Annotated in this window: 28 protein-coding genes; all 28 read right to left on the bottom strand. The window is 49.0% G+C overall.

Features of this window, described 5'->3' with window-relative positions; all coding sequences use genetic code 11:
- Positions 1–8: 8 nt before the first annotated feature.
- The 28 genes from BLR06_RS01495 to fabF all read right to left on the bottom strand — a co-directional run bounded on the left by BLR06_RS01495 (position 9) and on the right by fabF (position 25,772).
- Complete coding sequence (locus BLR06_RS01495) at positions 9–1,163, bottom strand: iron-containing alcohol dehydrogenase (RefSeq protein ID WP_092067584.1); 1,155 nt, start codon at positions 1,161–1,163, stop codon at positions 9–11.
- A 183-nt stretch (positions 1,164–1,346) separates the two neighbouring features.
- Positions 1,347–1,940 (bottom strand): TetR/AcrR family transcriptional regulator, encoded by a 594-nt coding sequence (locus BLR06_RS01490; RefSeq protein ID WP_092067582.1) that lies wholly within the window; start codon positions 1,938–1,940, stop codon positions 1,347–1,349.
- Between the two features lie 249 nt (positions 1,941–2,189).
- A complete protein-coding gene (locus BLR06_RS01485; protein ID WP_092067580.1) occupies positions 2,190–2,975 on the bottom strand; it encodes a short-chain-enoyl-CoA hydratase in 786 nt (261 codons plus the stop codon).
- Positions 2,976–3,097: 122 nt separating this feature from the next.
- Positions 3,098–4,660 carry an acyl CoA:acetate/3-ketoacid CoA transferase gene (locus tag BLR06_RS01480; RefSeq protein ID WP_092067578.1) on the bottom strand — a complete coding sequence of 521 codons (1,563 nt, stop codon included), beginning with the start codon at positions 4,658–4,660 and terminating at the stop codon, positions 3,098–3,100.
- A gap of 24 nt (positions 4,661–4,684) precedes the next feature.
- The gene (locus tag BLR06_RS01475) at positions 4,685–5,020 is read right to left on the bottom strand and encodes a hypothetical protein (RefSeq protein WP_092067576.1); all 336 of its coding nucleotides are present in this window, start codon (positions 5,018–5,020) and stop codon (positions 4,685–4,687) included.
- A 603-nt stretch (positions 5,021–5,623) separates the two neighbouring features.
- The gene (locus BLR06_RS01470; protein WP_092067574.1) at positions 5,624–6,205 is read right to left on the bottom strand and encodes a UbiX family flavin prenyltransferase; all 582 of its coding nucleotides are present in this window, start codon (positions 6,203–6,205) and stop codon (positions 5,624–5,626) included.
- Between the two features lie 14 nt (positions 6,206–6,219).
- Positions 6,220–6,579: a YraN family protein gene (locus tag BLR06_RS01465; protein WP_092067572.1), complete on the bottom strand. Its 360-nt coding sequence runs from the start codon at positions 6,577–6,579 to the stop codon at positions 6,220–6,222.
- Between the two features lie 69 nt (positions 6,580–6,648).
- Positions 6,649–7,713, bottom strand: coding sequence for an HD-GYP domain-containing protein (locus BLR06_RS01460; protein ID WP_092067570.1), 1,065 nt, complete (start codon positions 7,711–7,713; stop codon positions 6,649–6,651).
- Between the two features lie 9 nt (positions 7,714–7,722).
- Positions 7,723–8,016: an EscU/YscU/HrcU family type III secretion system export apparatus switch protein gene (locus BLR06_RS01455; protein ID WP_092067568.1), complete on the bottom strand. Its 294-nt coding sequence runs from the start codon at positions 8,014–8,016 to the stop codon at positions 7,723–7,725.
- The gene (locus BLR06_RS01450) at positions 8,016–9,749 is read right to left on the bottom strand and encodes a hypothetical protein (RefSeq protein WP_092067566.1); all 1,734 of its coding nucleotides are present in this window, start codon (positions 9,747–9,749) and stop codon (positions 8,016–8,018) included. The genes BLR06_RS01455 and BLR06_RS01450 overlap by 1 nt, the downstream gene beginning before the upstream one ends.
- The gene (locus BLR06_RS01445; RefSeq protein ID WP_092067564.1) at positions 9,739–10,527 is read right to left on the bottom strand and encodes a ribonuclease HII; all 789 of its coding nucleotides are present in this window, start codon (positions 10,525–10,527) and stop codon (positions 9,739–9,741) included. The genes BLR06_RS01450 and BLR06_RS01445 overlap by 11 nt, the downstream gene beginning before the upstream one ends.
- A gap of 187 nt (positions 10,528–10,714) precedes the next feature.
- Entirely contained in the window at positions 10,715–11,587 is an 873-nt protein-coding gene (gene ylqF, locus BLR06_RS01440; RefSeq protein WP_422699797.1) for a ribosome biogenesis GTPase YlqF, read from the bottom strand.
- Between the two features lie 71 nt (positions 11,588–11,658).
- A complete protein-coding gene (lepB, locus tag BLR06_RS01435) occupies positions 11,659–12,186 on the bottom strand; it encodes a signal peptidase I (protein WP_173812519.1) in 528 nt (175 codons plus the stop codon).
- Between the two features lie 58 nt (positions 12,187–12,244).
- Entirely contained in the window at positions 12,245–12,586 is a 342-nt protein-coding gene (gene rplS / locus BLR06_RS01430) for a 50S ribosomal protein L19 (RefSeq protein WP_092067558.1), read from the bottom strand.
- A gap of 129 nt (positions 12,587–12,715) precedes the next feature.
- On the bottom strand, positions 12,716–13,285 hold the full coding sequence (locus BLR06_RS01425) for an RNA methyltransferase (RefSeq protein WP_092067556.1): 570 nt from the start codon (positions 13,283–13,285) through the stop codon (positions 12,716–12,718).
- A 1-nt stretch (position 13,286) separates the two neighbouring features.
- Positions 13,287–14,033: a tRNA (guanosine(37)-N1)-methyltransferase TrmD gene (gene trmD / locus BLR06_RS01420; protein WP_092067554.1), complete on the bottom strand. Its 747-nt coding sequence runs from the start codon at positions 14,031–14,033 to the stop codon at positions 13,287–13,289.
- A 2-nt stretch (positions 14,034–14,035) separates the two neighbouring features.
- Entirely contained in the window at positions 14,036–14,530 is a 495-nt protein-coding gene (gene rimM / locus BLR06_RS01415) for a ribosome maturation factor RimM (protein WP_092067552.1), read from the bottom strand.
- Position 14,531: 1 nt separating this feature from the next.
- Positions 14,532–14,939, bottom strand: a complete 408-nt coding sequence (locus BLR06_RS01410) for a YlqD family protein (RefSeq protein WP_092067550.1) — start codon at positions 14,937–14,939, stop codon at positions 14,532–14,534.
- Between the two features lie 42 nt (positions 14,940–14,981).
- Complete coding sequence (locus tag BLR06_RS01405) at positions 14,982–15,209, bottom strand: KH domain-containing protein (RefSeq protein ID WP_092067548.1); 228 nt, start codon at positions 15,207–15,209, stop codon at positions 14,982–14,984.
- 5 nt (positions 15,210–15,214) lie between these two features.
- A complete protein-coding gene (rpsP, locus tag BLR06_RS01400; RefSeq protein WP_092067546.1) occupies positions 15,215–15,496 on the bottom strand; it encodes a 30S ribosomal protein S16 in 282 nt (93 codons plus the stop codon).
- Between the two features lie 25 nt (positions 15,497–15,521).
- Positions 15,522–16,874: a signal recognition particle protein gene (gene ffh / locus BLR06_RS01395; protein WP_092067544.1), complete on the bottom strand. Its 1,353-nt coding sequence runs from the start codon at positions 16,872–16,874 to the stop codon at positions 15,522–15,524.
- 1 nt (position 16,875) lies between these two features.
- On the bottom strand, positions 16,876–17,232 hold the full coding sequence (gene ylxM / locus BLR06_RS01390) for a YlxM family DNA-binding protein (protein ID WP_092067542.1): 357 nt from the start codon (positions 17,230–17,232) through the stop codon (positions 16,876–16,878).
- Positions 17,233–17,321: 89 nt separating this feature from the next.
- Positions 17,322–18,242 (bottom strand): signal recognition particle-docking protein FtsY, encoded by a 921-nt coding sequence (ftsY, locus tag BLR06_RS01385; RefSeq protein ID WP_092067540.1) that lies wholly within the window; start codon positions 18,240–18,242, stop codon positions 17,322–17,324.
- A gap of 127 nt (positions 18,243–18,369) precedes the next feature.
- Positions 18,370–21,918: a chromosome segregation protein SMC gene (gene smc / locus BLR06_RS01380; protein ID WP_092067538.1), complete on the bottom strand. Its 3,549-nt coding sequence runs from the start codon at positions 21,916–21,918 to the stop codon at positions 18,370–18,372.
- A gap of 443 nt (positions 21,919–22,361) precedes the next feature.
- A complete protein-coding gene (locus tag BLR06_RS01370; protein WP_092067534.1) occupies positions 22,362–22,622 on the bottom strand; it encodes a stage V sporulation protein S in 261 nt (86 codons plus the stop codon).
- Positions 22,623–22,700: 78 nt separating this feature from the next.
- Entirely contained in the window at positions 22,701–23,756 is a 1,056-nt protein-coding gene (locus BLR06_RS01365; RefSeq protein ID WP_245697985.1) for an elongator complex protein 3, read from the bottom strand.
- 46 nt (positions 23,757–23,802) lie between these two features.
- Positions 23,803–24,522 carry a ribonuclease III gene (gene rnc / locus BLR06_RS01360; protein ID WP_092069755.1) on the bottom strand — a complete coding sequence of 240 codons (720 nt, stop codon included), beginning with the start codon at positions 24,520–24,522 and terminating at the stop codon, positions 23,803–23,805.
- Between the two features lie 8 nt (positions 24,523–24,530).
- Complete coding sequence (fabF, locus tag BLR06_RS01355) at positions 24,531–25,772, bottom strand: beta-ketoacyl-ACP synthase II (protein ID WP_092067530.1); 1,242 nt, start codon at positions 25,770–25,772, stop codon at positions 24,531–24,533.
- Positions 25,773–25,781: the final 9 nt, after the last annotated feature.

Here is a 25,781-nt window from a genome sequence, read left to right as displayed (position 1 = left end):
ATTAGCTGTTATTGCCAAAGTTTTTGATAAATGTTGATTATATCTTCTTTGCTGGGTTGTCTGATCGTATTGTTTGGACTGCCGCTAATTAAGGCATCACTGGCCATTTTGTCAAGATTGGCCGCAAAAGCGGCGCGGTCTACGCCATAGGCTTCTAAAGAAGGAACATCCAAATCCCGGCACAATGCGCCAATCTCAGCAATTAATTTTTCGGCGGCGGCTTCATGCGCCAGACTGGCATCGGCAATACCCACTGCCCGGGCCAGTTCAGCAAACCGTGCCGGTGCTCCGGCCGCCGCAAAGCGCAGACACTCTACCAGCAGCATTGCATTGGACAAGCCATGCGGCACATGAAATAAAGCGCCAATCGGCCTGCTCATACCGTGAACGATGGTAACCGATGCGTTGTTAAAGGCAATCCCGGCCTCCAGAGCTGCCAGCACCATTTCGTTTCTGGCCGTTAAATCCTGCCCGTTTTTATAGGCCGGCCTTAAATTGGCAAAAATGCGCTTGCAGGCTGAAACAGCAAAAATATCTGATAACGGCTGCGCTTTTCTGGAAGTATAGGCCTCAACCGCATGAGTTAAAGCGTCAATCCCGGTAGCAGACGTAACTTTTGCCGGGGAGGTCACAGTCAGAATCGGATCGACAATGGACAGTGAAGGCAGCAGGACTGCCCCTTTCAATAGCATCTTTACGTTATTTTTGGTATCAGAGATAATGGTAAACTGCGTTGCTTCAGAGCCCGTTCCGGCCGTTGTCGGGATTGCCACCAGCGGCGGCGGTGGATTTTTTAATTCTTTGCCCATATAATCAGCCAGCTGCCCGGTATTTACGATCATGGCGCCAATTGCCTTCATTGCATCAATCGGGCTGCCACCGCCAATAGCGATTAAAAAGTTGCAGTTTGCTTTTCCGTAGAGTTCAATCCCCTGAGCGACCATTTCCGTCGTCGGTTCACTGTTGATACCGTCAAATACTTCATAGCCAATATTGTTGCCGGTTAATATTGCCGTCAACTTCTGCACATTACCGGTGCTGACCATGACTTTGTCGGTAACAATCAAAGCTTTGCCGCCCAGTTCCTGCAGATAAGGCCCTGCGTTTTCCAGGGCATCTTGTCCGGATAATATTTTTTTTGGTACTAAGAAAAGATTAGCCACAGCATTTACCGCCTTTCTCTAAATTTACTGTCATTTATATCAATAATTTGGCAATCACCCCTTTCACGGCAACTGAATTCCGGGGGCATCAAAGTACAAAATAGACCAGTCGTATACTGGCTGCAAACAAAAAGCAAAGCAGGGCAGACATAGCTTTTCGTCACTGACAAAGCGGCAATGGCATTATTGGTTTTGGTTCAATGGTATGACGCAATTAAACACATAATTAATGAAATTGTCGATAGAACCAAGATCATGATTGACCTGCATACGGATCAAAGCGCCTTCCCAGGAGGTATAAATAAATTCAGCCAGTTCATCCGGCTGATGCCCCGCAACGATTTCACCATTTTGCTGGGCTTCCCGGATACAGTCGGCAAACAGCCCCACCCAGCGGTCAAATTCAGATTTTAAGGCCATTCGGATATCGGGACTGGAATGCGCAACTTCAACTGCCAGCTTAGCCACCAAACACCCCTGATGATAACCGGTTTTTTGATAATAATCTTTGATTGCCAGAAAGTACTCCTTTAACCGGTTACGCGGGGAATACTTCCGGGAAGACAATTTCTCGGTGATCGACTTGGCTAATTGCTCGCCGTAGTACTTGATGATGGCTACGCAAAAATCCTCCTTTGAGTGAAAGTAATGATAAAAGGAGCCTTTGGGCACATCGATCTTTACTAATACTTCCTGAATGCCAACCGCATGATAGCTTTTGGCCAACATGGCTCTTGCCCCTGTTTGAATGAGTTTTTCACGTGTTAATTTTTTCATACGCTTATAATAGACCAGTCGTCTCCAAAAGTCAAGTTAAGGATTGTAAAAATTTAAATGAAGGAACCAACGATAAATCAGCAGGGTAACCCGGCCGGATTTTCAAACATCACTTAGGCGGCAAACGGCGAAAAACTTGCTTTTAGCAGTATTTCTCCGTATTAATGATATTATGCAAGAAAGGTGACGAAGTTGAACAACCAACGAGCACCTTTCTTGTTACTGCTCTTACCGCCAAACTGCCGCCATTTATTTGCCGGTAAAATTCGGCGGCCGTTTTTCAACAAAAGCGGTCATACCTTCTTTCTGATCGTCGGTGGCGAAGCACAGGCCAAACACCTCGGCCTCATAGGCAATGCCTGTTTTAAGATCTACATCCAGCCCTTCATTTACGGCTGCTTTGCACACCTGGACTGCAACCGGGGCTCTGGACATAATTTTTTGCGCCATCGCTTTGGCTGTATTTAAGAGCTCAGCCGGAACGGTCACTTTATTGACCAAACCAATGCGATAGGCTTCTGCGGCGTCAATCATATCACCCGTAAATAAAAGCTCTTTTGCCCGGCCTTTGCCAACCAGACGGGCTAAACGCTGTGTTCCGCCAAATCCCGGCGGGATACCGAGCGATACTTCCGGCTGGCCGAATTTAGCCTTTTCCGATGCAATTCTAATATCGCAGGCCATGGAGATTTCGCATCCGCCGCCTAAAGCATAGCCATTCACAGCGGCAATGACCGGTTTGGGAAGATTTTCAATTTTACTGAACACCGCTTGCGCCAGTTTAGCCCAGTTGCGGCCCTCGACCGCCGACATCTTCTGCATTTCCGTAATATCAGCGCCGGCCACAAAAGATTTTTCACCGCCTCCGGTAATAATGACAGTCTTTACCGCATCATTTTGAGCCAATTCGTCAAACATCCTGTCCAGTTCGTGAATTGTGGCCGCATTTAACGCATTCAATGCTTTGGGCCGGTTAATAGTAACAATCCCAATGCCATCCTCAGATTCAAACAGTAAATTTTCATATGTACTCATGCTAAACCTTCTCCCTTGTATTTTATCTAAATAATAATTACTTTCTACGCCGCCCTCATTTTTCCTCTTTTGTTACGAATTTCCAGAGTAGCGGCATAGCAGCAAAACACGCTGCGGCAAAATCATTTTACCCCAATCAATTCCGCTAAACAGATCTTTTCTTCCCGGAAAATCCGGTCGTCCATCACTTTAATATCTTCAGCGATCAGCGGTTTAAAATCCATCAATTGCAAAATATCGTGCTGTAAATCAATTCCCGGAGCAATTTCGGTCAAAACCATGCCCTCCTCGGTTAAGCGAAATACGGCGCGTTCAGTAACATATACAACCGCCTGCCCGGTTTCTTGTGCATAGCGTCCGCTGAAGGTGATTTGTTCCACCTCTTTGAGGAATTTTTTATTGGCGCCTTCCTTGTTAATCTTTAATTGGCCGTTGCCAACCTCTACTTCCAGCCCCCGGGCGGTAAATGTGCCGCAAAAAACTACCTTTTTGGCATTCTGGGAAATATTAATAAAACCGCCGCATCCGGCAACCCGGCCTTTAAATTTGCTGACATTGATATTGCCCTGCTGGTCGGTCTCGGCCAGCCCAAGATACGCCAGATCCAAGGCCCCGCCATCATAGAAATCAAACTGATAAGGCTGATCGATAATTGCCTCGGGATTGCACGAAGCGCCAAAACTCAGTCCGCCGGATGGAATACCGCCAATCGGCCCGGCTTCCACAGTAAGCGTCATAGAGTCTCCGACGCCCTCCTCGCAGGCAACCATAGCCACTCCTTCCGGTATACCGATGCCAAGATTCACTTTGGCCTTAGGGATAAGCTCCATCGCCGCCCGGCGGGCAATTACCTTGCGGGCATCCAGCGGCATTGCTTTTCGCGTATTTAAAGACAAATTTACTTCACCTGAGTAAGACGGATTATACTGTTCCGCAAATGTCTGCATGTGCTTATTCTGTTCCGTAATGACAACATAATCCACGCTGATCCCCGGCACCTTGACATTTTTGGGGTTAATGCTGCCGAATTTGACCATGCTTTCGACCTGGGCAATCACAATGCCGCCTGAGCTTTTGGCCGCCTGGGCCATTGATAATATTTCCAGTGAAACCGCTTCGCGGTCAATGGATATATTGCCCCTTTCATCGGCAAAGGTACCCCGAATCAGCGCCACATCAACCGCAAACGGCTTATACCAGAGCCATTCCTCACCGCCTAATTGAATTACCTCCACTACATCTTCAGCGGTTTTTTTGTTGAGTTTACCCCCTTCAACCCTGGGATCGACAAACGTATGAAGACCAACCTTTGTAATAACCCCGGGCTTTTTGCCTGCAATATTGCGAAACAGGTGAGTAAGCGTTCCCTGGGGCAGATTATAAGCCTCGATCTTTTCTTCCATCGCCAGCTTGCTGAGTCTGGGAGCCATATTCCAATGTCCGCCGATAACCCGCTTTACCATATTCTCATGAGCGAAATGATTGGTTCCGCAATCCTTGCCGTCACCCTGACCGGCGCAAAATACCAGTGTTAAATCACGCGGCAGCCCTTCGTTGACAAACCGTTCTTCCATCGCTGTACTTAATGCTTCAGGATTGGCGCACCCTACAAAGCCGCTCATGGCAATTGTCGCATTACTGCGGATCAGCGCAGCTGCTTCGGCAGCAGTAATCACTTGAACCATACGAACTCCCCCAAATTATTTTTTTCACTTACTAATGTATAAATCACTATGAAATTGAAAAGCCAGCCCTTTAGTTAATGCCACTGACTGATGAATGGCTATAGCCACAACCAGCATGCTTAACAACGGAATATTGATATTTCCAGGAAGGACAGCTGGCAGCATCCAGTTCCTGCGGCTCGTCCAATATATAATTGCCATAGCCTTTTTGAGCCAACGATTCAGCACCGCATTCCGCTGATAAAAATCATTGCACCGCTGATCGACGAGTACCGGTGCTGCATGCAGCTGGTACCGAGAAAGTTGGGTTAGAATAATATTCTGTATCTCAATAACGACATGTGCAATGGACTTTGCCATACCGGTATCTTCCATTAAAAATTCAATACGGGCCTAGCATGAACGCGGGGAAAAAAGATTTATATAGGTGACCGCTTTCACCATAAAACAACTCGGTATAGGTCGGCCTAACAGGCAGGATCCGGGTAGCGGCAGCCATGAACACCCAGAGGGAGCGAACAAAATAACTGCGTATCTCTGTAAACGAAGAATATTAACAGGAACAGACTAAGGCAATGCTAAAGATCGGCATTCAAACTACCCCCTGTTGGCAATTATCCGCAGCTTACAAATATCACCCCCCTTCATTTTGGGTTGAGTCCTTCTGCGTAAAACAGTTAAATCTCCACCTCCGCTCATTTGAAAGAATGAAAAGTAAGTCGTCAGCGGAAATAAAAATATAGTTTGTATGCAAAATACATAATGACAACAAACTGGCCTGTCACTTAATCATCATGCCATGGAGACAATCCTAATTTTATTTTGCATGCAATAAATTTGCGTGCAAAATAAAATGCAATGAAATTTCTGAAATATCATCTTATTTAGATAATACTACTCTTTATATAAAATTGCAATACTTTTATCACAGCACTCGGACTGCAGTTCATGTGGAAAAACGGCTTATGACCGGCCTGCCGAAAATCCGCCCAGCCCCTGCCAGCGCTCAAATAAGTCATGCTCGAGTTTGATTTGGTCGCAAATTTTTCCTACCAGCATATCGACCAATTCCGGTATAGTTTGCGGACGGTGATAAAAACCGGGACTGGCTGGAACAATTTTCACACCAAGACGGGCCAGCTTCAGCATATTTTCCAAGTGAATTGCATTCAGCGGGGTTTCCCGCGGCACCAACAACAGCGGCCGTCCCTCTTTAAGAATAACATCCGCCGCCCTGAGCAGCAGGCTGTCGGCAATTCCATTGGCAATACCGCCTAAAGTCCGCATAGAACAGGGCGCAATGATCATTGCATCGGTTTTAAATGAACCACTGGCAATGGCAGCGGCGATGTTATGGACATCATACAGGCAGCCTACCCTGCCTGCAAGCTCAGCTTTTGTCAGACCGCATTCATATTCGAGCACCTGCCAGCCGCTTTCTGATACGACGACATGAGTTTCACACCCGGCGGCTTGCAAAACCTCGATCAATCTAACCCCGTATATCGAGCCGCTGGCTCCGGTTATTCCGATGACAATCCGCATGGTATTGACTCCTTCTATTCGCCAAATGCGTTAATGATGTGATTGAAACTTAGCTTTCCCGAACTGGTAATCAAAATTTCCATGATATCAAACCGGCATTGACAGTCGGAGCGCCCCGACTGTTGAAGATAACAGCGGGCAGTTAAGATTAACTTACGCTGTTTACGATAATTTACCGCTTCAGCCGGATAACCATAAGCGATACTGCGGCGGGTCTTGACTTCGACAAAGACCAGCAGTTTATTTTTCTCGGCAATAATATCAATCTCGCCGGTTTTCGTACGGTATTTTGTGACAATAATCGAATAGCCGTTAGCGCTCAAATAGTGGACAGCCGCCTTCTCGCCCCGTTCACCCAGCTGAATATGGTTCATAGCGCACACCTCAATTGATTACTGCTTTTATCCGCTGCCGCTCCGACAAATTTCTGATGCGCGGGAGCCTTATCTTTCGACCACGTCGGCAATATATAAACGCTGGTTTTTCGATAAATCCAGTTCAGTTAGTTCGGTTATGTGCCGTTTATTCTCATCAAACAGTATTCTCACCACTGGTTTTGCTTTGGATTCCCGTGAGATATCTACCACTACGCCAATCTGATTGTTGCTTAGTCGAACAATCGAGCCAATCGGATAGGTGGCAATATTATCGGTAAAAATGGCTACCAGTTCCCGGTCAAAGCAGGAAGCGCCGGCCTTGGCGATAATGGCGAGAGCCTCATATACCGGGATTGCCCGCCGGTAAGCAGCATCAGAGATCAGCGCATCATACATATCGGCAATGGCTACAATCTGAGCAAATGGATGAATCTCCGCCGCTTTTAAACCTTGCGGATAACCCGAACCGTCAAAACACTCGTGGTGCTCAAGAGCGCAGTGAGCCGAACCCAGGCTGATATCGGGATTCTTTCTGAGTATTTCAAACCCCAGGGCGGGATGCTTTTTAACTTCTTCTTTTTCCTGCGGCGTTAACCGGTCCTGTTTATTCAGCACCTCAGGGCTAATCAATACTTTTCCGACATCATGCAGCAAAGCGCCAACGCCTAAGTCCTGCAACTGCAGTTCGTCATAATCAAGACAAATTCCGGTCATTACCGCCAGCACACAGACATTGACCGCATGACTAAACAAATAGTCGCTGCGGGTGCGCATATCCAGAAAATTCACCATAACTCCTTTATTTTTGCACAATTCGTCAATAATACCGCCGGCTATCTGCTTGGCTTGAGCGGCATCAATTCCCCGGCCCAGCTTAATCTGCTCCATTATTTTTTTGGCATTGGCCACAGCCTCTATGCGGGTTTTTTCGCTAATCACATCAGGCACATCGACATCCCGGGTCAGATCATCTTCAATATAAACATAAGTTACGTCCAACTCCTCGAGCCGGTCAGTCAATTGCTCCTTGAGTTCAATTCCCGCATTAAGCAGCACCATGCCCTCAGCATTATAAAGCGGTTTCGCCAGTTTCATTCCTGAAGAAATATTATCTACTAGAATTCGACGCATGCTAGCCTCCTATTTCAGACGGTTTCCCAGTCTTTGGTCAATCCGGTATACATAAGCTAAAACCTCGGCTACGGCCCGATACAAGTCAGGAGGAATTTCACGGTCTAATTCAATAGCCATGAGCATTCCGGTTAAAGTTTTATTTTGGTAGACCGGAACTGCATTTTGCTTGGCCAGATGTAATATTTGTTCTGCGACATAGCCAGCTCCTTTGGCCACAATCTTAGGCGCTGAACTTTTTTCATGATCATAGCTTAACGCGACGGCCTGCTGTGGTTGTTGACATTCATTTTTTTCGTCCATTATTCACCTATCGCGCCTACACTGATTTCCGATACAATTAAGGGCGTCGTCTCAATTGCTGTTTTTATTTCCGGGATAAAACCAGAAAACAGTTGGGCGGCATTATGATCGCCCATGCCAACTCGAAGATTAAGCTGATGATCTTTGTACAACCGGAAAACAAGATCAACAACGCCGGCATTTTCCGTATTCAGGCAAATGCGCAGCCAAGTCTCGCGCTCCTGGCCGGAAGCTGCGCCGCTCTCCTCAGATTGATGATACATGTGAATATAAGCCGGATAACTGTGTTGTTGATTTTCACCAAAATAGATTGGTATGGTAAAGGCCGCTGACCGGTGGTTTTCAATACTTTCACTGCCAGGCGCAAACGAACTCTTTAAGGTCTGGACCAGTTGCTCTAAAAGCTTGCCGGCGCTATCCGTTGTTTTGCGCGGCAGGCCGGTAAGTTCGGCTAAATTGCTCAACTGCTGCATAACCCAGAGCTGCTGCAACTCGGATACCTTTTCGCCGGCTTGCCGGATAGTCACCGGCATGGCTTGCACGCTGGCCTTTAAAAACCGGGTAAGATTGGCCCAATCCTTAGCTGTAATGTGTCCGTCACTGAGCAGCTGCTTTAATGCCGCAGCATCATTCCCGGACAACTGGGTCTGCCTGGTCATTATGGTGTTTTGCGCCAGTTCTTTCATAAATTGCCTTAACACCGCTTCCTCCGCCGGGCTGCCGGCCGACGGCTGACGGTAGCCCGGCGCTTGCTGGCCGGCAGCGGCTGACGCCGGCTTGCCTGGCGATACATTTGCTTCAAACTCCCGCTGCGCAATTTCCGTAGACTGAACGACTGAAGATCCTGCCGCAGTTTTCGCTGCAGACGGCTGAATCGCCGAAAGCTGCTGTTTAACGCCTGCCGGAGGTTGTTCTGCTGCATTGGGCGCCGCCTGTTTGACTGCCGCAGACTCAGCCTTAGGCCCAGCGCTGCCCGAAGCAGCAGGCAAATCGGCAAATGCTTTACCTGCGCCTTCTTCGTTGTTCCCGGCTGTTGGCAGTGTACCCAGAAAACTTTTAATTAACTGTTGAAGTCCTTGACCAATGTTCTCATTATTTGCCAGTAACGAGTGATTCCAAAATTGCTGAATCGTTGCGGCCGCCTGGCTTTTACTTCCATCATCGGCCAATTGGCCGGCTAATTTCAACAGTGCCGGACCATCAATCCGGACCGTTCCGCCATCGACAGCTTTCAGCTGCAGGGCCTGCTTAAACAGGCGGATGACGGAATCAGGCAATTTATTCACGGCGTCAGCGGACCCTGCATGATAGTTATTGAGCGTACCGGCCAGTGCTTTGAGCTGCTCGGCCGTACTGGCCTGTGCTTTTAACAGACTGAACAAACCGCCGGCCAGTGCCTGCCCTTTCGGCATTGTTTGCTGTAATATGTGTTCGGCCTGACTTCTGACTTCCGGCGGCAGTGACTCCAGCAGCTGATTGCGGCCACTAAGTGATTTTGCTAATTGCGCTAACAACGCTTTAATCGAATTTTCAATAAGCAGCTGCGACCGGCTGGCCGGCTCGGCTGCTGCATTGCCCTGGCTGCGGTTTTCCTCACCGCCGGCCGGCGACGGCTGCTCAGCAGCTTCGGCGGTAAACGCCGGACTGCCCGCAACCGGCGTCTTACTGTCTGAACCGCCGGTTCCCGGCATTGGCGCGGCGGCAGTCCCGGAGCTGCTTATTTCAACTTTCACAATAATCCCCCCACGATTTTATGGGTTCAAAACTGCGCCGGTGAATCGGACATGGACCATGCTGCCGAATGGCCTTAAGATGCTCGGCAGTGCCGTAGCCTTTATGTCTGGCAAAACCATAACCGGGGAATCGGTAATCAAATTCCTCCATTATCCGGTCCCGTTCCACCTTGGCAATGATAGAGGCGGCGGCAATTGATGCTGAAATTGCATCACCGCCGATCAAAGACTGTGAATGAAACGGCAAGCCCGGTAAAGGCACAGCATCAATCAGAACGGCCTCCGGAGCCGGATTTAAAGCGGCAATTGCCGCATACATCCCCTTTACGGTGGCCTGATAAATATTCAACTTATCGATTTCAGCTACATCCATCACCATACAGGCGGCGGCGACAGCCACACGTTTTATTTCCGTATATAATTCGAATCTTTGTTTTGCCGACAGTTTCTTCGAGTCATTCAGATTTGTTAAATGACAGCCGGCGGGCAAAATTGCCGCGCCGATGACTACAGGACCGGCCAGCGGGCCGCGCCCCGCTTCGTCCACCCCCGCAATCAATTGAAAGCCTTTGGCGTTGAGCAGGCGCTCATACCGGTATAACTGCTGCACCCGCTCTCTTTCCTGACGGATTGCCGTCTGGCGCTGCTGCCATTTCTGCAGCAGCCGCACAACGGAAATCCGGGAGTCATCGTGCAGCGCCGCCAAAACACTGTCCTGGACAGCGTCCCGGTTAAGTAAATCAGCCACCTGGGCTACGGTTAAACGGTTGGAACTCACCCTCATCACTCCGCAATATGTACATAAAAATAGGATATTATGTTATATATTCTTGCTAAGTTGCTAAATCCCTGTCAGATGGTTTGAGAAAAAAGAAACGGGAAAAACTGCAAAGGACGCAAAGGGTATACGAAAGAACCGGCGTATCAAAAAACAGGGCCGGCAAATCATTTGCCGGTCCTGCCTGTTATTGAATGTCATCCAGTGTAAATTGCCCTAATTTGCCGGAGCGGAATTCATTTAAAATGATCCGTCTGGCTTTTTCGTCGTCGATCAGGCCGCCGCTGCGCAGGCAACCGCGCTTAGCGCCAATCAATGCCAGTAAAGCCGAACTATCTTCAGGCAATGGCGGAGTTAATTTGTACCGTACCGTCAGCCGTTCACTATAGTTCTCCCTCAGCACCGCAAGCAGTTTAGCCATTACTTTTTCCCGGTCATAGACTTCATCATTAATCGCGCCGGTTACCGCCAGCTTAAAGCCAACCTCCGGATCTTCAAACTTCGGCCACAATACGCCCGGCGTATCCAGCAGTTCCAGATTTTTACCGATCTTAATCCACTGTTTTCCTCTGGTAACGCCAGGTTTGTCCGCCGTACGGACGGTAGCCGTACCAAGCAGCCGGTTGATCAGTGAAGATTTGCCGACATTTGGTATTCCTAAAATCATGGCCCGTACGGCCCGCGGATTGATGCCCTTGGCGACAAGAGCTGCTATTTTATCCCCGGCCAGCTGCTCTACCCTGCTTACCAACGCTTTACTGCCTTTGCCGGTCATCGAATCCAAAGCCACCACCGGCAAACCCTGCTCACGAAAATGGGCCAGCCAGCGTGTCGTCCGGTCCGGTTCAGCCAGGTCGGCTTTGTTAAGAGCGACAAGGCGCGGTTTATTGTCAATAATCTCATGAATGACCGGATTGGCGCTGCTCAGCGGAATTCTGGCGTCAAGCAGTTCAATGACAACATCCACTAACTTTAAATGCTCGCGAATCATCCGCTGGGCTTTTGCCATATGGCCCGGGAACCAATTAATATTGACCTCTGGTTTATCGTGCATCTGCATCCCCCTGACCCCAGGTGCGGTACAGAGCTAAATTCAAATCTGTACCGGCATATTGTCTGTATAGTATGTTGTTAGGGAAGTGCTTTTATGTGGTCAACCGGCCAAAATACCATGACTGCCTTGCCTTTGACCAGTTCCAGCGGTACAAAGCCTACATCCTTAAACCGGCTGTCTTCCGAATTGTTACGGTTGTCGCCCATAACGAAAATATGCCCTTCCGGTACTGTGGATAAAGGATAGGAACCGCGCGTTTTCTCTAAAATATACGTCTCATTCTGCAGCTGATCGTTGACAAAGACCCGCCCGTCTTTTAATTCGATCGTGTCACCGGCTACGGCTATCACCCGCTTAATAAAGTCCCGGCTGGTATCACTGGGATAACGGAACACCAGGATATCGCCTTTTTCAGGATCCTTAAAACGATAGATGAATTTATTGACAACCAGCCGTTCGCTATTTACTAATGTCGGGCGCATCGAAGGGCCTTCCACCATGTATAACTCTACAATAAAATACCTGATGAAAAAAGCTAATACCACGGCAATAAGTATCGATACAACCCAATCTTTGATCTCTTCTCCGAGACTAGTATTGCTCACTTTGTTTTCCCCCTGATTGAAATGAATAATAGGGACTGGAGAACAGTCCCTATCCATACTAGCGTCTTTCCTTAATACGAGCCGCTTTACCAGTGAGGTTGCGTAGATAATACAATTTAGCGCGGCGGACAATGCCCCGGCGCATCACTTCGATTTTTTCCACGCGTGGAGAATGAACCGGAAAAGTACGTTCCACGCCTACCCCGTAAGAAACCCGTCTTACCGTGAAAGTCTCCCGCACACCACCGCTTTTGCGGTTAATAACAACGCCTTCGAAAACCTGGACACGTTCGCGGTTGCCCTCGACAACCTTTACATGTACACGTACTGTGTCGCCTGGTTTAAAAGCAGGGATATCCTTACGAAGTTGTTCTTGTTCCAATGCTTGAATGATGTTCATTATTTTGTTTTCCTCCTTATTCGAGACGTTCATGCCACTATGCAGAGGACCGCCCACATTACACGAAAAATATTATACCATATGCTTACCCGAAACTCAAGAAATATATGGATAAATGGAGTCTTAGGCCTAACCCCACCATTTTTCTCCAAGCAGTCTATCTAAAATAACAGCTACAGCGGCCCGGACAGGCAGATGATTATAATCGCCCGGTCCGTAAATAGGTTCCAGGATATAATCAAATTTTTGCATAACCTCTTTTTGAATCCCCCAGCCGGTGCCGAACAGCAGCAAACAAGGTTTGGGGTCAAGAGCAAGAAACTGACGCAGCTGCTGATAGGAAACGGTATTCGGATAGCGTCTGGCGTCAGTTGTTACAATGACCGGTTCCAGGCCTTCACGCTCTTTGATTAAGCTGACGGCGGCCTCAATATCCAGCGCCAGCTCAATAATACTAAACGCCTCGCGCCGGTCAGGATTATAGCTGGCGCCATAGCCTTCCCGCCAATAATCAAGTACATCCCTGGCCAGCGCAGCCTGTGTTTGCAGCGGGTGAATCAAAAAATAGCGGTGAATGTCATAGGTACGGGCAGTACGCGCGATATCATGAATATCGAAATTTGTGATTGCCGTTGTAATTACTTCATTATTTTTATTATAAATCGGATGGTGAACCAGACCGATATATACAGACGCCATACTATCCTCCAGACTGCTCGGCCAGAATTTCGTCAATCAGTTTTCTGTCATCAGCGCTTAATTGTGCTTTGGCCATGAGATCGGGACGACGTTCCAGCGTGGTTTTCAGCGATTGTTTACGACGCCAGCGGTCAATTTTGGCATGATCTCCGGACAACAGAATCTCCGGCACCTCATAACCGTCAAATTCGCGTGGTCTGGTATATTGGGGATACTCCAGCAGGCCATTGTAGAAAGAATCCTGCTGGGCCGAATCGGTCGAGCCGAGTACGCCGGGCAGCATTCGCGCCACAGCATCAACAATAACCATTGCCGGCAACTCTCCACCGGTCAAAACATAATCACCGATTGAGATTGCTTCGTCCACCAAAAAATCGCCTACCCGGGCGTCAATACCTTCATAATGTCCGCAGATGAAAATTAATTGATCATAAGCGGCAAGCTCTTTGCATTTTTCCTGGTCAAAACGGTTGCCGCCAGGGCTCGTTAAAATCACCCGCCGGTTTACGCAATTCGCCCCGGCGGTAATACTTTCGACGGCCCGGAACAAGGGCTCAGGCTTCATTACCATGCCGGCGCCGCCGCCAAAGGCATAGTCATCCACAATCCGGTGCTTGTCAAAGGTAAAATCCCGCGGATTGACCATGGCAATTTGCAGTAAGTGATTGTCGCAGGCCCGCTTGATTATACTGTGCCCAAAAGGTCCCGCAAACATTTCAGGAAATAATGTCACAATATCAATTCTCATCGCTATTCCCATTCTTCCTGGAGTTTTACCGTCATCTGTCCGGCGGTGATATCAATCTTTGTTACCACCTTTTTCAATGCGGGAATTAATACCTGGCGTTTATCGTCCCGGATCGCCACATAAACATCATTGCTGCCTGTTTTGAGCACTTCCGTTATTTTACCGATATGCCGGCCGCTGTCATCATAAACCTCAAGCCCAATAATATCAAAGGTGTAATACTCTCCTTCAGGCAGCGCTACAGCATCTTTACGCGCTATTTTAAGCAGCTTGCCCCGCAGTGGCTCAATCGCGTCCCTGTCATTCAGTCCGGCAAATTTAATAATAAGCAGCTGATTATGCTGTTTGACGCTTTCCAGGGTTAAACTCCGGTTGTCTAAGAATACGCTCTTCAACTCGTTAAAACGCTCAGGAAAATCAGTCAACGGAATAACACGAACATCACCCCGCACACCGTGCGGGGCAACAATTTTTCCAACAACAACCATTTGTTCCATGTCAATTTCGAAAAGCCAGTACTTTGCCGTCTTCCAGAAGAATTTCGGCGTTCATCAACTTAGGCAGATCGTCGCCGACTTTTAGCTCGACAATTCTGTCTAAAGTGCCCTGAACAATTTCCGAACCTAATTCCAGCTGAGCGGTTTCCTTGAGCTTATCCAGTAGGTGGTTTTTAAAGTCGATGCGTTTTTGCTTTTCTCCGTCGATTTGCTGACGAACGGCAATGAGTCCCTGTGCGTCCTGCCTGGCTTGTTCAGCCATCAGCCGTTTGGCGTGAAATTCGATCTGTTGCAGTTCCAGATCAGCCTTCTTGATATTTTCCTGTATTTCGGCAGCCAAATGTTTTTTTAAATCGTCCGTGACCTTTGCTTTAATGGTCACCGGACATTTCAAAGTAATGGTTTCCATGGCAAGCCCACCTTTTTGTTGGTATGCAATTGCAATCCTTACTTAGATAATTTCAACAGTTACTTTTTTGTTTTCACGGGTAGCTGCTGCTTTTACAACAGTCCGTAAGGCTTTGGCAATACGCCCGTGTTTACCAATAATTTTACCCATATCATCCGGAGCTACACGCAATTCATAAACAGTTGCCATAGTTTCTACTGTTTCTGTTACATTGACTTGTGCAGGATCTTGTACTAATGACTTGGCGATAACTTCCACTAATTGTTTCATCGTTATTACGCCTCTTTCTTAGTGCGTTTCATCTCATCCCATTTTTTCAGGATGCCTGCTTTGCTGAACAAAGCTTTCACCGTATCCGTGGGTTGAGCGCCTTTTTTCAGCCATTCGATTGCTTTTTCTTCATCAATTTTTACAACAGCCGGTTCGGTTGTTGAATCATAATGTCCCAAAGCTTCGATAAAACGGCCATCGCGCGGGGAACGTGAATCAGCCACAACCACGCGATAGAACGGGTTCTTTTTGGCGCCCATGCGTTTTAAACGAATTTTAACTGCCACAACAAATCACCTCCTTCACCAAATATTATTTCATAAACGGCAACTTAAAACCGCCAAAGTTCTTTTTACCGCTCTTTTGCATCCCTTGGAATTTTTTCATCATTTTTTTGGCTTCAGCAAATTGTTTGAGCAGTTTATTGACATCCTGCACCCGTGTACCGCTGCCTAAAGCAATCCGCTTACGCCTGCTGCCGTTAATGATCTGAATATCACGCCGTTCCTGCTTGGTCATCGAACGGATGATTGCTTCAATATGGGCCAGCTCTTTTTCATCAAAATCCACGCCGCTCAGTTGTTTTTTGAGATTGCCCATCCCTGGCAGCATTCCCAAAATCTGATCCAGCGACCCGAGCTTGCGTACTTGTTGCATTTGCGTCAGAAAGTCGTCCAAAGTAAAATCTTCCTTACGCAGTTTTTTTTCTAATTCCTTGGCTTGTTCCAGGTCAATGCTTGACTGAGCTTTCTCAATCAGGCTTAAAACATCGCCCATGCCCAAAATGCGCGATGCCATCCTGTCAGGATGAAATGATTCCAGAGCCTCAAGCTTTTCACCCATACCGGCAAATTTAATTGGACAGCCGGTAACGGCCTTTACCGACAAAGCCGCGCCGCCACGCGCATCACCGTCCAGCTTGGTTAGAATTACGCCATCCACGCCCAGCTCGTTATTGAACGTTTCAGCGACATTGACGGCGTCCTGACCGGTCATAGCGTCAACCACCAGCAGAATTTCATGCGGCTTTACCGTATTCTTAATTGACTTTAATTCCTGCATCAGCTCTTCGTTGATATGCAGTCGCCCGGCGGTATCAATGATCACCATATCCCGGGCATGAGAGTGAGCATATTCAATCGCCCGCTCGGCAATGGTCACCGGATTTGCGCCGGACTCTATCGCGAAAACCGGCAAATCAAGCTGCTCGCCCAGTACCTGCAGTTGTTTTATGGCGGCCGGGCGGTAAATATCCCCGGCAACCAGCAAAGGACGCTTGTTTTGCTTTTTTAAGCTAAGGGCCAGCTTGCCGGCGGTAGTTGTTTTGCCGGCGCCCTGCAGGCCGACCAGCATGACAACTGTCGGCGGCCGGGATGATATGGTAATCCGGCTTTGCGTTCCGCCCATCAGCTCTGTCAATTCATCATTAACAATCTTAATAACCTGCTGAGCGGGCGTCAGACTTTGCATTACTTCCTGGCCCACCGCCCGCTCTTTTATTTTGCCGATAAAATCTTTTACAACCTTAAAATTAACATCAGCTTCCAGCAACGCCATTCTCACTTCCCGCATTGCTTCACTGACATCCGCCTCTGATAATTTGCCGCGGCCGCGCAGCTTTTTGAACGTCTGCTGCAATCTGTCCGCTAATCCTTCAAAAACCATGCTACACCTCCCTGGCTTTCATAATACTGGCCAGCTGTTTCATCACTGATTGAAGCTCCGGCATAGTTTTCAGGCTGGCCGGCAAAGCGTCAACCGAATCATAAACTTGTTTTATTGTGTGCTGCTCACGCTGGTGGCGTTCAACGAGCTTCAATTTAGCTTCATATTCACTAAGCGTTTGCTCTGCCCGCTTAAGGATATCGTACACCGCTTGCCGGGAAACGCCGAACTCATCGGCAATCTCCGACAGCGATAAATCATGCGAATAGTGCATTTCCATACACTGCTGCTGTTTTTCGGTAAGTAAAGCGCCATAAAAATCAAACAAAAGTCCTGCTTTTAAGACCTTGTCCAACATGTTTTCACCTACTTAATCGTCAAGCGAACTGCCTTTACAGGCCTATAGACTGTATTATACAAAAGGTCGGCAGCTTTTGTCAAGTCTTTTTACTTGTCAGCAAATAAAGCCCGGGAAAACTCTTCCGGCACAAAGGGCCGGAGATCATTAATTCCTTCACCGACGCCAATCCATTTTACCGGAACATGAAGTTCGGCCTTAAGTCCGACAATAACACCGCCTTTGGCCGTACCGTCAAGTTTGGTTAAAACGATCCCCGATACCGGTGCGGCCTCGCCAAACAGCCTGGCCTGATTGATGGCATTCTGGCCGGTGGTGGCGTCCAGCACCAGCAGGGTTTCATGCGGTGCATCCGGGATTTCCCTGCTGATTACCCGTTTAATTTTTTTCAGTTCTTCCATTAGGTTGGCTTTGGTATGCAGCCGTCCGGCCGTATCAATGATGAGGATATCGGCTTTTTGCGCTTTTGCCGACTGTACGGCGTCAAAAGCCACGGCCGCCGGATCGGACCCTTCAAATTGGCTGATTACCTCCGCTCCCGTTCGCTGCCCCCATATTTCCAGCTGGTCAATTGCCGCTGCTCTGAACGTATCGCCGGCAGCCAGCATTACTTTTAACCCCTGCTCACGGTAATAATTGCCCAGCTTGCCAATGGTGGTCGTTTTACCCACCCCGTTTATGCCAACCACCATGATGACGGTTGGCGGCTGCGCCGCAAATAAACGGTCTGGCGTTGCTCCCTCCGCCAAAATAGCACTGATTTTGGTTTGTAAAAATGGTTTTAATTGCTCAGGCGCCTGAATCTCTTTGCTCTTAATGCCGCTTTTAATTTCCGCCATTAATTTAGCTGTCGTATGTACTCCGACATCAGCCGATAACAGCACTGCCTCAACATCATCTAAAAATTCATCATCAATTGTGGCATAGCCGACAACCAACTGTTCAATTTTTTCGGTAAAACTTTTCCTGGTCTTGTCCAGACCGGCTTTCAGTTTATCAAAAAATCCCATTGAAAAACCTCCGTCTAATGAACTTCCTTATTTAATATGCGCTAAAGCTTACCTCTGCAGGGCTCCGAATCAGCCCACAGGATTAGGTTTGATGGCCGGCTAGTACCGGCTCTAAAAACGCCAGGTACTAATCCTCCAGCTTAACCGATATTATCCGCGATACCCCGGCTTCTTCAATCGTTACGCCATGCAGGACATCGGCAGCTTCCATGGTTCCTTTCCGGTGCGTAACGACAATAAACTGGGTTTTGCGGGAGTAATCCCGCAGAAAGCTGCTAAATCTCGCTAAATTTGCCTCATCCAGCGGCGCGTCAATTTCATCAACTACGCTAAACGGCGCCGGACGGTAAGTCAAAAAGGCAAACAACAGGGCAATCACCGTTAACGCCCGCTCACCGCCTGACAGCAGAATGAGATTTTGCAGTTTTTTGCCAGGCGGCTGAACAATGATTTCTACACCTGATTCCAGTAAATGCTCGGGGTCGCCTAACTGCAGCCGGGCTTGTCCCCCGCCGAATAAACGGGTAAAAATGTCGCCAAAATACGTATTTATTTGCCGGAATGCCGCACCGAATTGCCTGGACATGCTTTGATCAATATCGCTGATAATGGTTGTTAAAGATTCTTTGGCTGAAACCAGGTCGTCATATTGCCGCTGGAGAAACTGCTGACGTTCGCGTAAGCGGTCATATTCCTCAACGGCGTTGGGGTTGACCGGCCCGAGTTGGGCAATTTCCGCTTCCAGCACAGCAATTTTTTTTGTCAGCTCCTGTTCAGCTTCAACGCGCTTTAACGCCAGAGCCTGTTCAACCGTCAGGGAATAATGCTGCTCCAGTATTTCACGGCAAGTCGTAACTTCATAGCTGTACTTGGTCTGCAAAAGTTCGGCTTCATGCAGACGGGCCTGCACCTCATTATGCTTACGGCGCAACTCTTTGATGGCCTTATCACTGCTTTGCAGTTCCGCCAGCTTGGTCAATTTATCCGTATAATGCCGGTCGCGCCGCGCTTCAAGTTCCAGTTTAGCGGCGCTCACGCCGGCTTTCTCTTGCCTTAAGCACTCCAACTCACCGGCGGCTGTCGCAATTTGCGCCGCAACGGCCTCTTTCTCTGCGGCCAATTGGGCCAGCTGCGCGGCTAGTCCGGCTAAAAGCTGATCCTGCTCCTGGCGGGATTGCTCAAGCAGAAGAATATTCCGGCGTAAGGTTTCCGTCTCGATCCTGGCATCGGTTAAGGCATTGCTTTTAACCGTACGGTCGGCGGTCAACTCCAGCAACCGCTGCTGCAGATTGACGCCGGCTTCTTTTTGGCTGGTGTCGCGGATCTCCAACGCGGCAACCAGGCTTTTTACCTGCTCAAGCTTAGCCGTCAGTTGTACCAGCTCGCGCTTGCAGTCGCAGGACTGGGCACTGACTTCGCCCAGCGTTTGCTGCAGCCGGCTGAGTTCCTGGCTGAATTTATCACGGTGCGCGGTAAGTTCGGCCCGGCGAATTTCCACTTGCTGCCTGGTCTCATTATTCGCCAGCAGCTGACGGTCAAGCTGGCAGGCGGCCTGGTCAAGCTTCTCAATGTTTTCTTTACAGGTTGTTAATTCAGCGTTTATCGCGTTAAGCTGCCCGCGCAACGCTTCAAGCTCACCGGTCCGGCTTAAAAAGCTGGCCTCGCGCCGGCTATTGCTGCCGCCGCTCAGCGAACCGCCAATGTTCAGCAATTCACCCTCCAGTGTTACAATTCTGACGGCAAAAGAATACTTCCGGGCAATGCGCTGCGCCGCATCGACATCAACAGCCACAACGGTACGGCCCAGTAAAAAATCGACAACCTTTTGATACTTGACATCAACGGAAACCAATTGGGCGGCAAGCCCCAGCGCGCCTTCAGCCCGGGCGGCGGACAGCTCCGCCTCCCGCGGCCGGAACGGCATGATATTGCCCAAAGGCAGAAAGGTCGCCCTTCCCAGATTATTCTGCTTGAGAAACCTGATCGCCTGTTTGGCAGTGTCGGCTTCTTCCGTAATGATATGCTGCACTGCCCCGCCCAAAGCTGTTTCAATGGCGATTACATGAGGATCGGCTACCTGAAGGATTTCAGCCACCGCTCCGCAAATGCCGTGACTCCAGCGATGCGTTGTTTTCAGCACACTTTTGATCGCCCGGCCAAACCCTTCATACTCCAGCTGCATTCCGGCCAACACCTTAAGCCGTGACTGCCACTCGCTTTGCTGCTGTAATAAGCTGGTATATTTGGCCCTAAGCTGGCCTGATTCCTGTTCCAGCTGCTGTTTGCCGGCCGCCAGGATCAGCTTATCCTGTTGCAGACGGTCAAATTCCAGCTGCCGGGCGGCAAGCTCAGCTACTACGGCATCGTATCCGGACTGCGCCTGCTCTTGAAGGTTATGGAGTTTGCTCTGTTCTTGTTCTAAAACAGTCTGCCGCTGTTTGCCCAGTTCAATATCACGCGCAATTGCCTGCTGCTGATTTTGCTGGCCGGCAAGCGCCTGGACATCATCGGCAAAAACAGTTCGCAGTTGTTCCAGCTTTTGTTGCACAACAGTAATTTCAGCGGCTAACCGGCCGTCCGCTTTGGTCAACGCCGACAGTTTTCGCTGTAAGATTTGAGCCTGCTCCTGTTTTTCAGCCAGTTGCTGCTGCAGCTGGCCAAATTTCAGCCGTTGCTCGCCGAGATGCCGGTCAAGCCGTGAAATATCCGTATCAATACGCAGCCCGGCCTGATTGCCCTGATTGATCCGTTCCTCTAATACACAGCACTGTCCATGATTTTTTTCCAATGCCATGACCAACTCGTTGATTTTGGCGCCACTGCCCTGCAAATGCTCCTCAATCACGGATAGTTCGGCGGCCTGGCGTTCTTTTGCCGCTTCCTGCAGGCTTAAACTGCCGCCAACCTCAAGCTGAGCCGACGACAGTGTCTCCCTTTGCCGGGTTGCACTGTTGACGAATTGCTGGTACTTGTCCAGCTTTTGCAACAGGACGGTAACCTGACAGGCGGTCAGTTCAGCCGCTATTTGGTTATAGCGTCTGGTCTTTTCAGCGCTTTGGGCCAGCGGCAGCAGCTGGGCGTCAATTTCCGCCGTTATATCGGCAACCCTCAGCAGGTTCTGTTCTGTATCCTCTAATTTGCGCAGGGCATCCTTTTTCCGGTTTTTATAACGGGTAATACCGGCGGCTTCTTCAAAAATAAGCCTGCGCTCATCCGGTTTGCTGTTTAGGACTTCATCAATTTTATTCTGACTGATTACCGTCATGGAATCACGACCCAAACCGGTATCGGCCAGCAACTGATGAATATCCTTTAACCGGCACTGGGTTTTGTTAATATAATACTCGCTGTCCCCTGACCGGAAAATCCGCCGGGTAATGATCACTTCACGGAAATCAAGCGGCAGCAAGCCCTCAGCATTATCAAGCGTCAGCGATACTTCGGCAACGCCTAACGCTCTGCGGCTGGTGCTGCCGGAAAAAATAATATCCTCAGATTTGGCGCCGCGTAAATTTCTTATATTCTGTTCTCCGAGCACCCAGCGGATTGCATCGGTAATATTACTTTTGCCGCTTCCGTTTGGTCCGACAATCGCCGTAATGCCCTGACCAAATTCGATATTCAGTTTATCGGCAAAGGATTTAAATCCATAGGTCTCCAGTTTGCGCAACAGCAAAGCAATCACCAATCCAATACTTAGATTCTGCGGAGGCTAGTAGTGTGCGGCTCCTTCGCCTTGCCGGGCGAAAAATCCCGCGCAATGCATCCTATCGCTATAGACTTGGCGGACTACTAGAAATATATTCATGCCTATTATACAATAAACCGGCAAAATCGAGTAGCAAAAAACCTGTTTGTCTGCCAAACAGGTTTTCAACGGGGCATGCGCAGTACTCTCTACTAGTATCTCGGCCAGGTTAAATCTTAGCTTAGCCAGCGTATCTTTTTTCGCACTGCTGCGTTGGCCGTAACGGCATCGGTTTTTGCCTTCGCTACGCTCGGTATAAACCGTGTTTTCTTTATCGTCAGTCGTCATACTCCCGGTATGCCGCCCTTCTCCGCCTTGCATTGCAAAAAAATCTACACTGCCTAATCCTAATTCACAACTTTGCCAAGACACTAGCGTGGTTCAACAATAAACCGAATAGCCGTTCTTTCTTCCCCTTCTATGGTAATCTCAGCAAAAGCAGGAATACTAATAAGATCAATACCGTTCGGAGCGACAAAACCCCGCGCAATTGCAATTGCTTTAATCGCCTGATTGACTGCCCCTGCGCCCACTGCCTGGACTTCCGCTGAACCTCTTTCTCTCAATACGGCAGCTAAAGCGCCTGCTACAGATTTGGGATTCGATTGTGCAGATACTTTAAGAACCTCCATTAGTCTAACCTCCTTTAGTGTAAGGGCTCATAGTTAAAAGTATTCTGCGTATTTCCTAAAAATTCCTTCTTTGTAAAATTAAAGAGAAGTGAGCATGCTTTTATTGATGAAATAACGGTTGGTCTGATGAATCATTGCTATTGCATTCAAAGGCAATTCATCATCAACGGCCAAGGTTATTGCCCGCAAGGAGTATTCCTGCCGCCACCGGTTGAGATTGGCGTTTTTCAGACCGCGAATTTTCGAAGTATCACGGGAATGATGGCAGATGAAAATTTCACTGTCGGTACAGTCAAGCTGCTCCAAACAGCGGCTTACCATCAAATGAAAAATAAAACTGTCCGCCATTTCACCAAAAGACGGATGATACGGCCCGGCTAAAACCACCTGCTGGTCTGCTAATTCCGCTGTAGCCTGCAGGCCTGTCCGGATCACTTTAATACCGTTGCGTTCAAATAACAGCTTTAAATAACCCGCCTGCCTTACGGCCTGCGGCAAGGTCAGCGGACGGTACAAGCCCCGGCTGTACAATACGGCCAGCTGGGTTCCGGCAATGACAACCGCCGGATAAATACGAACAAAATCCGGCTTAAGCTTTACCGTCCGGCAGGCAGTGGCAATTAGACTGAGCATAGTTTCGCCCGGTAAGCCCGGCATCAGCTGGATGCCGCACTTAACCCCCATCCCCCGGATAACAGCCACCGCAGCGGCAACCTGCCTGGCGGTATGCCCCCGGCCGGCGGTCCGCAAAACATCATCATCCAAGGACTGTACGCCAAGCTCAATGGTGGTTACGCCATAACGGCATACAGCAGTTACGATTTCAGCATTAATACAGTCCGGACGGGTCGACACCCGGATCGCCTGAATTTTCCCCTGCTGCAAGGCCGCGTAAGCCGGGGCAAGCAACGCCTGCTGAATATCGGCCGGTAAAGCGGTAAAGCTGCCGCCGTAAAAAGCCACTTCAATTAGCCTCGGCGCAGTAATCATCGCCAGATGCTCGGCGATTGCCGCACTGACTTGTTCCGGCGAAACCGGCCTGTCCAGACCGGTAATCTTGCGCTGATTACAGAAAATGCATTGATGCGTACAGCCGTAATGCGGGATAAACACCGGAATGATATAGCGCTTCATACTTGCCTCCATAGTAAAGATGGGCGACCTCACGGTCACCCATACGTTAATTGCCGGCCGGATTTAATTTTGCCAAGGCCTGCCTGGCAGCTTGCTGTTCAGCCTCTTTTTTACTTTTGCCGTGACCGGTTCCCAACCGTCTGGCATTGATCAGAACAGCAATCTCAAAGATTTTATCATGATCAGGGCCGCGCTCAGCGATAATTTCATAGCTGATGCGGCTGTCATTATTGCGCTGCACCACTTCCTGCAGCAACGTTTTATAATCTTTTACATAATCGCCGCTTTCTACCAAAGCCAGATGTTCTTTTAGCTGCGTCAGCACAAAGGACGCTGCTGCTGCAAAACCGCCGTCCAAATAAATTGCACCAATAATTGCTTCAAATGAGTCCGCTAAAATGGAAATTCGCTCCCGGCCGCCCGACACCAGCTCACCCTTGCCTAACAGCAGGTATTGTCCAATCCCCAAAGCCGCCGCCCGGCTGGCAATGGTAGCTTCACACACAATTGCCGCCCTGGCTTTCGTCAGTTCGCCTTCCGGCAAATGGGGAAACTGCCGGAACAAATGCTCACTGATAATCAAATCCAGCACCGCATCCCCCAGAAACTCCAGCCGCTCATTATGGCCGGATGCTTTCGTCTCATTGGCAAAAGAGGTGTGAATCAAAGCCTGGTGCAATAAATGCAAATCGGCAATTTCGACCCCTAAATGTTCACAGAGCGCAGTAAGCGCCAGTACCCGTTGATGATCTAATTGATTATGCATCATTTTGGTTATGGGCGATATTTTTTAACCAGAATTGTGGCATTATGCCCGCCAAAGCCAAAGGAATTGGATATCGCAACCTCAACCACTTGCTGACGGGCTTCATTCGGCACATAATCCAAATCCAGTTCATCATCGGGATTTTCATAATTAATGGTTGGCGGAACCATATCGTTCGCCACGCTCAATACGGAAGCAATTGCCTCTATACCGCCGGCTGCCCCCAGCAAATGGCCTGTCATTGATTTAATCGAACTAACCGTCAGCTTGTAGGCATGTTCACCAAACAGGGATTTTATTGCCAGCGTCTCATTCTTGTCATTGGGCGGGGTCGATGTGCCGTGAGCATTGATATAGCTAACATCGTTCGGAACAAGTCCGGCATCCTTAATTGCCATTTGCATACATTTGGCCGCCTGAACGCCTTCGGGCGCCGGTGCGGTAATGTGATAGGCATCGGCATTAAAGCCATAACCGGCGATTTCGGCATAAATATGAGCTCCTCTGGCTAGCGCATGCTCCAGGCTTTCCAGAATAACAACTCCGGCGCCTTCCCCCATTACGAACCCATCGCGCTCTTTTTCAAACGGTCGTGAAGCTTTGGCCGGTTCATCATTACGGGTAGACATGGCCTTCATCGCGCAAAAACCGGCTACTGCCGCCGGAGAAATGCAGGCTTCCGTGCCGCCTGCCACCATGGCGTCAGCATCGCCGCGCTGAATAATCTTAAAGGCATCGCCAATCGCATTTGTGCCGGTGGCGCAGGCGGTAACCACGCAAGTGCTTGGACCCTGCAGTCCGAAAGCAATGGAAGTCTGGCCTGCGGCCATATTGGCAATCATCATCGGCACAAAAAACGGACTGATCCGGCCCGGGCCTTTGTCAAACAACGTCTTATACTGATCATGCAGGGTATCAATGCCGCCAATGCCGGTACCGATAACAAGGCCAATCCGGCTGCGGTCCACCTGTTCCAAATCCATACCGGAATCTTCAAACGCCATTCTGGTGGCGGCTACTGCAAACTGAGTGCAGCGATCCATCCGTTTGGCTTCCTTTTTATCAATATACTTTTCCGGTTCAAAATCTTTTACTTCTCCTGCAACCCGGGTTCTATACTCGCTTGCGTCAAACCGGGTGATTGAACCAATCCCCGATTTTCCGGCCAACAGAGCCTGCCAAAATTCATCTTTACCTGTGCCAATTGGGGTAATAGCGCCCAATCCGGTAACTACAACGCGCTTTTTCAAACAAATCAC

The organism is Dendrosporobacter quercicolus, assembly GCF_900104455.1.
Lineage (GTDB): Bacteria > Bacillota > Negativicutes > DSM-1736 > Dendrosporobacteraceae > Dendrosporobacter > Dendrosporobacter quercicolus.
Note: the sequence above shows the minus strand (reverse complement) of the source record. Positions and strands in the feature narration are given on the sequence as shown.

Excerpts from the sequence above, each read along its gene's own strand:
- rplS (WP_092067558.1), bottom strand. The coding sequence starts at position 12,586 with ATGAACATCATTCAAGCATTGGAACAAGAACAACTTCGTAAGGATATC.
- BLR06_RS01470 (WP_092067574.1), bottom strand. The coding sequence starts at position 6,205 with ATGCGGATTGTCATCGGAATAACCGGAGCCAGCGGCTCGATATACGGG.
- rimM (WP_092067552.1), bottom strand. The coding sequence starts at position 14,530 with ATGGAACAAATGGTTGTTGTTGGAAAAATTGTTGCCCCGCACGGTGTG.
- rnc (WP_092069755.1), bottom strand. The coding sequence starts at position 24,522 with ATGCATAATCAATTAGATCATCAACGGGTACTGGCGCTTACTGCGCTC.
- BLR06_RS01460 (WP_092067570.1), bottom strand. The coding sequence starts at position 7,713 with ATGCGTCGAATTCTAGTAGATAATATTTCTTCAGGAATGAAACTGGCG.
- BLR06_RS01465 (WP_092067572.1), bottom strand. The coding sequence starts at position 6,579 with ATGAACCATATTCAGCTGGGTGAACGGGGCGAGAAGGCGGCTGTCCAC.
- ffh (WP_092067544.1), bottom strand. The coding sequence starts at position 16,874 with ATGGTTTTTGAAGGATTAGCGGACAGATTGCAGCAGACGTTCAAAAAG.
- BLR06_RS01365 (WP_245697985.1), bottom strand. The coding sequence starts at position 23,756 with ATGAAGCGCTATATCATTCCGGTGTTTATCCCGCATTACGGCTGTACG.
- ftsY (WP_092067540.1), bottom strand. The coding sequence starts at position 18,242 with ATGGGATTTTTTGATAAACTGAAAGCCGGTCTGGACAAGACCAGGAAA.
- BLR06_RS01425 (WP_092067556.1), bottom strand. The coding sequence starts at position 13,285 with ATGGCGTCTGTATATATCGGTCTGGTTCACCATCCGATTTATAATAAA.
- BLR06_RS01475 (WP_092067576.1), bottom strand. The coding sequence starts at position 5,020 with ATGGCAAAGTCCATTGCACATGTCGTTATTGAGATACAGAATATTATT.
- BLR06_RS01370 (WP_092067534.1), bottom strand. The coding sequence starts at position 22,622 with ATGGAGGTTCTTAAAGTATCTGCACAATCGAATCCCAAATCTGTAGCA.
- ylqF (WP_422699797.1), bottom strand. The coding sequence starts at position 11,587 with ATGCAGATGCACGATAAACCAGAGGTCAATATTAATTGGTTCCCGGGC.
- BLR06_RS01410 (WP_092067550.1), bottom strand. The coding sequence starts at position 14,939 with ATGGAAACCATTACTTTGAAATGTCCGGTGACCATTAAAGCAAAGGTC.
- BLR06_RS01485 (WP_092067580.1), bottom strand. The coding sequence starts at position 2,975 with ATGAGTACATATGAAAATTTACTGTTTGAATCTGAGGATGGCATTGGG.
- BLR06_RS01490 (WP_092067582.1), bottom strand. The coding sequence starts at position 1,940 with ATGAAAAAATTAACACGTGAAAAACTCATTCAAACAGGGGCAAGAGCC.
- BLR06_RS01455 (WP_092067568.1), bottom strand. The coding sequence starts at position 8,016 with ATGGACGAAAAAAATGAATGTCAACAACCACAGCAGGCCGTCGCGTTA.
- ylxM (WP_092067542.1), bottom strand. The coding sequence starts at position 17,232 with ATGTTGGACAAGGTCTTAAAAGCAGGACTTTTGTTTGATTTTTATGGC.
- BLR06_RS01480 (WP_092067578.1), bottom strand. The coding sequence starts at position 4,660 with ATGGTTCAAGTGATTACTGCTGCCGAAGCAGCTGCGCTGATCCGCAGT.
- BLR06_RS01405 (WP_092067548.1), bottom strand. The coding sequence starts at position 15,209 with ATGAAACAATTAGTGGAAGTTATCGCCAAGTCATTAGTACAAGATCCT.
- trmD (WP_092067554.1), bottom strand. The coding sequence starts at position 14,033 with ATGAGAATTGATATTGTGACATTATTTCCTGAAATGTTTGCGGGACCT.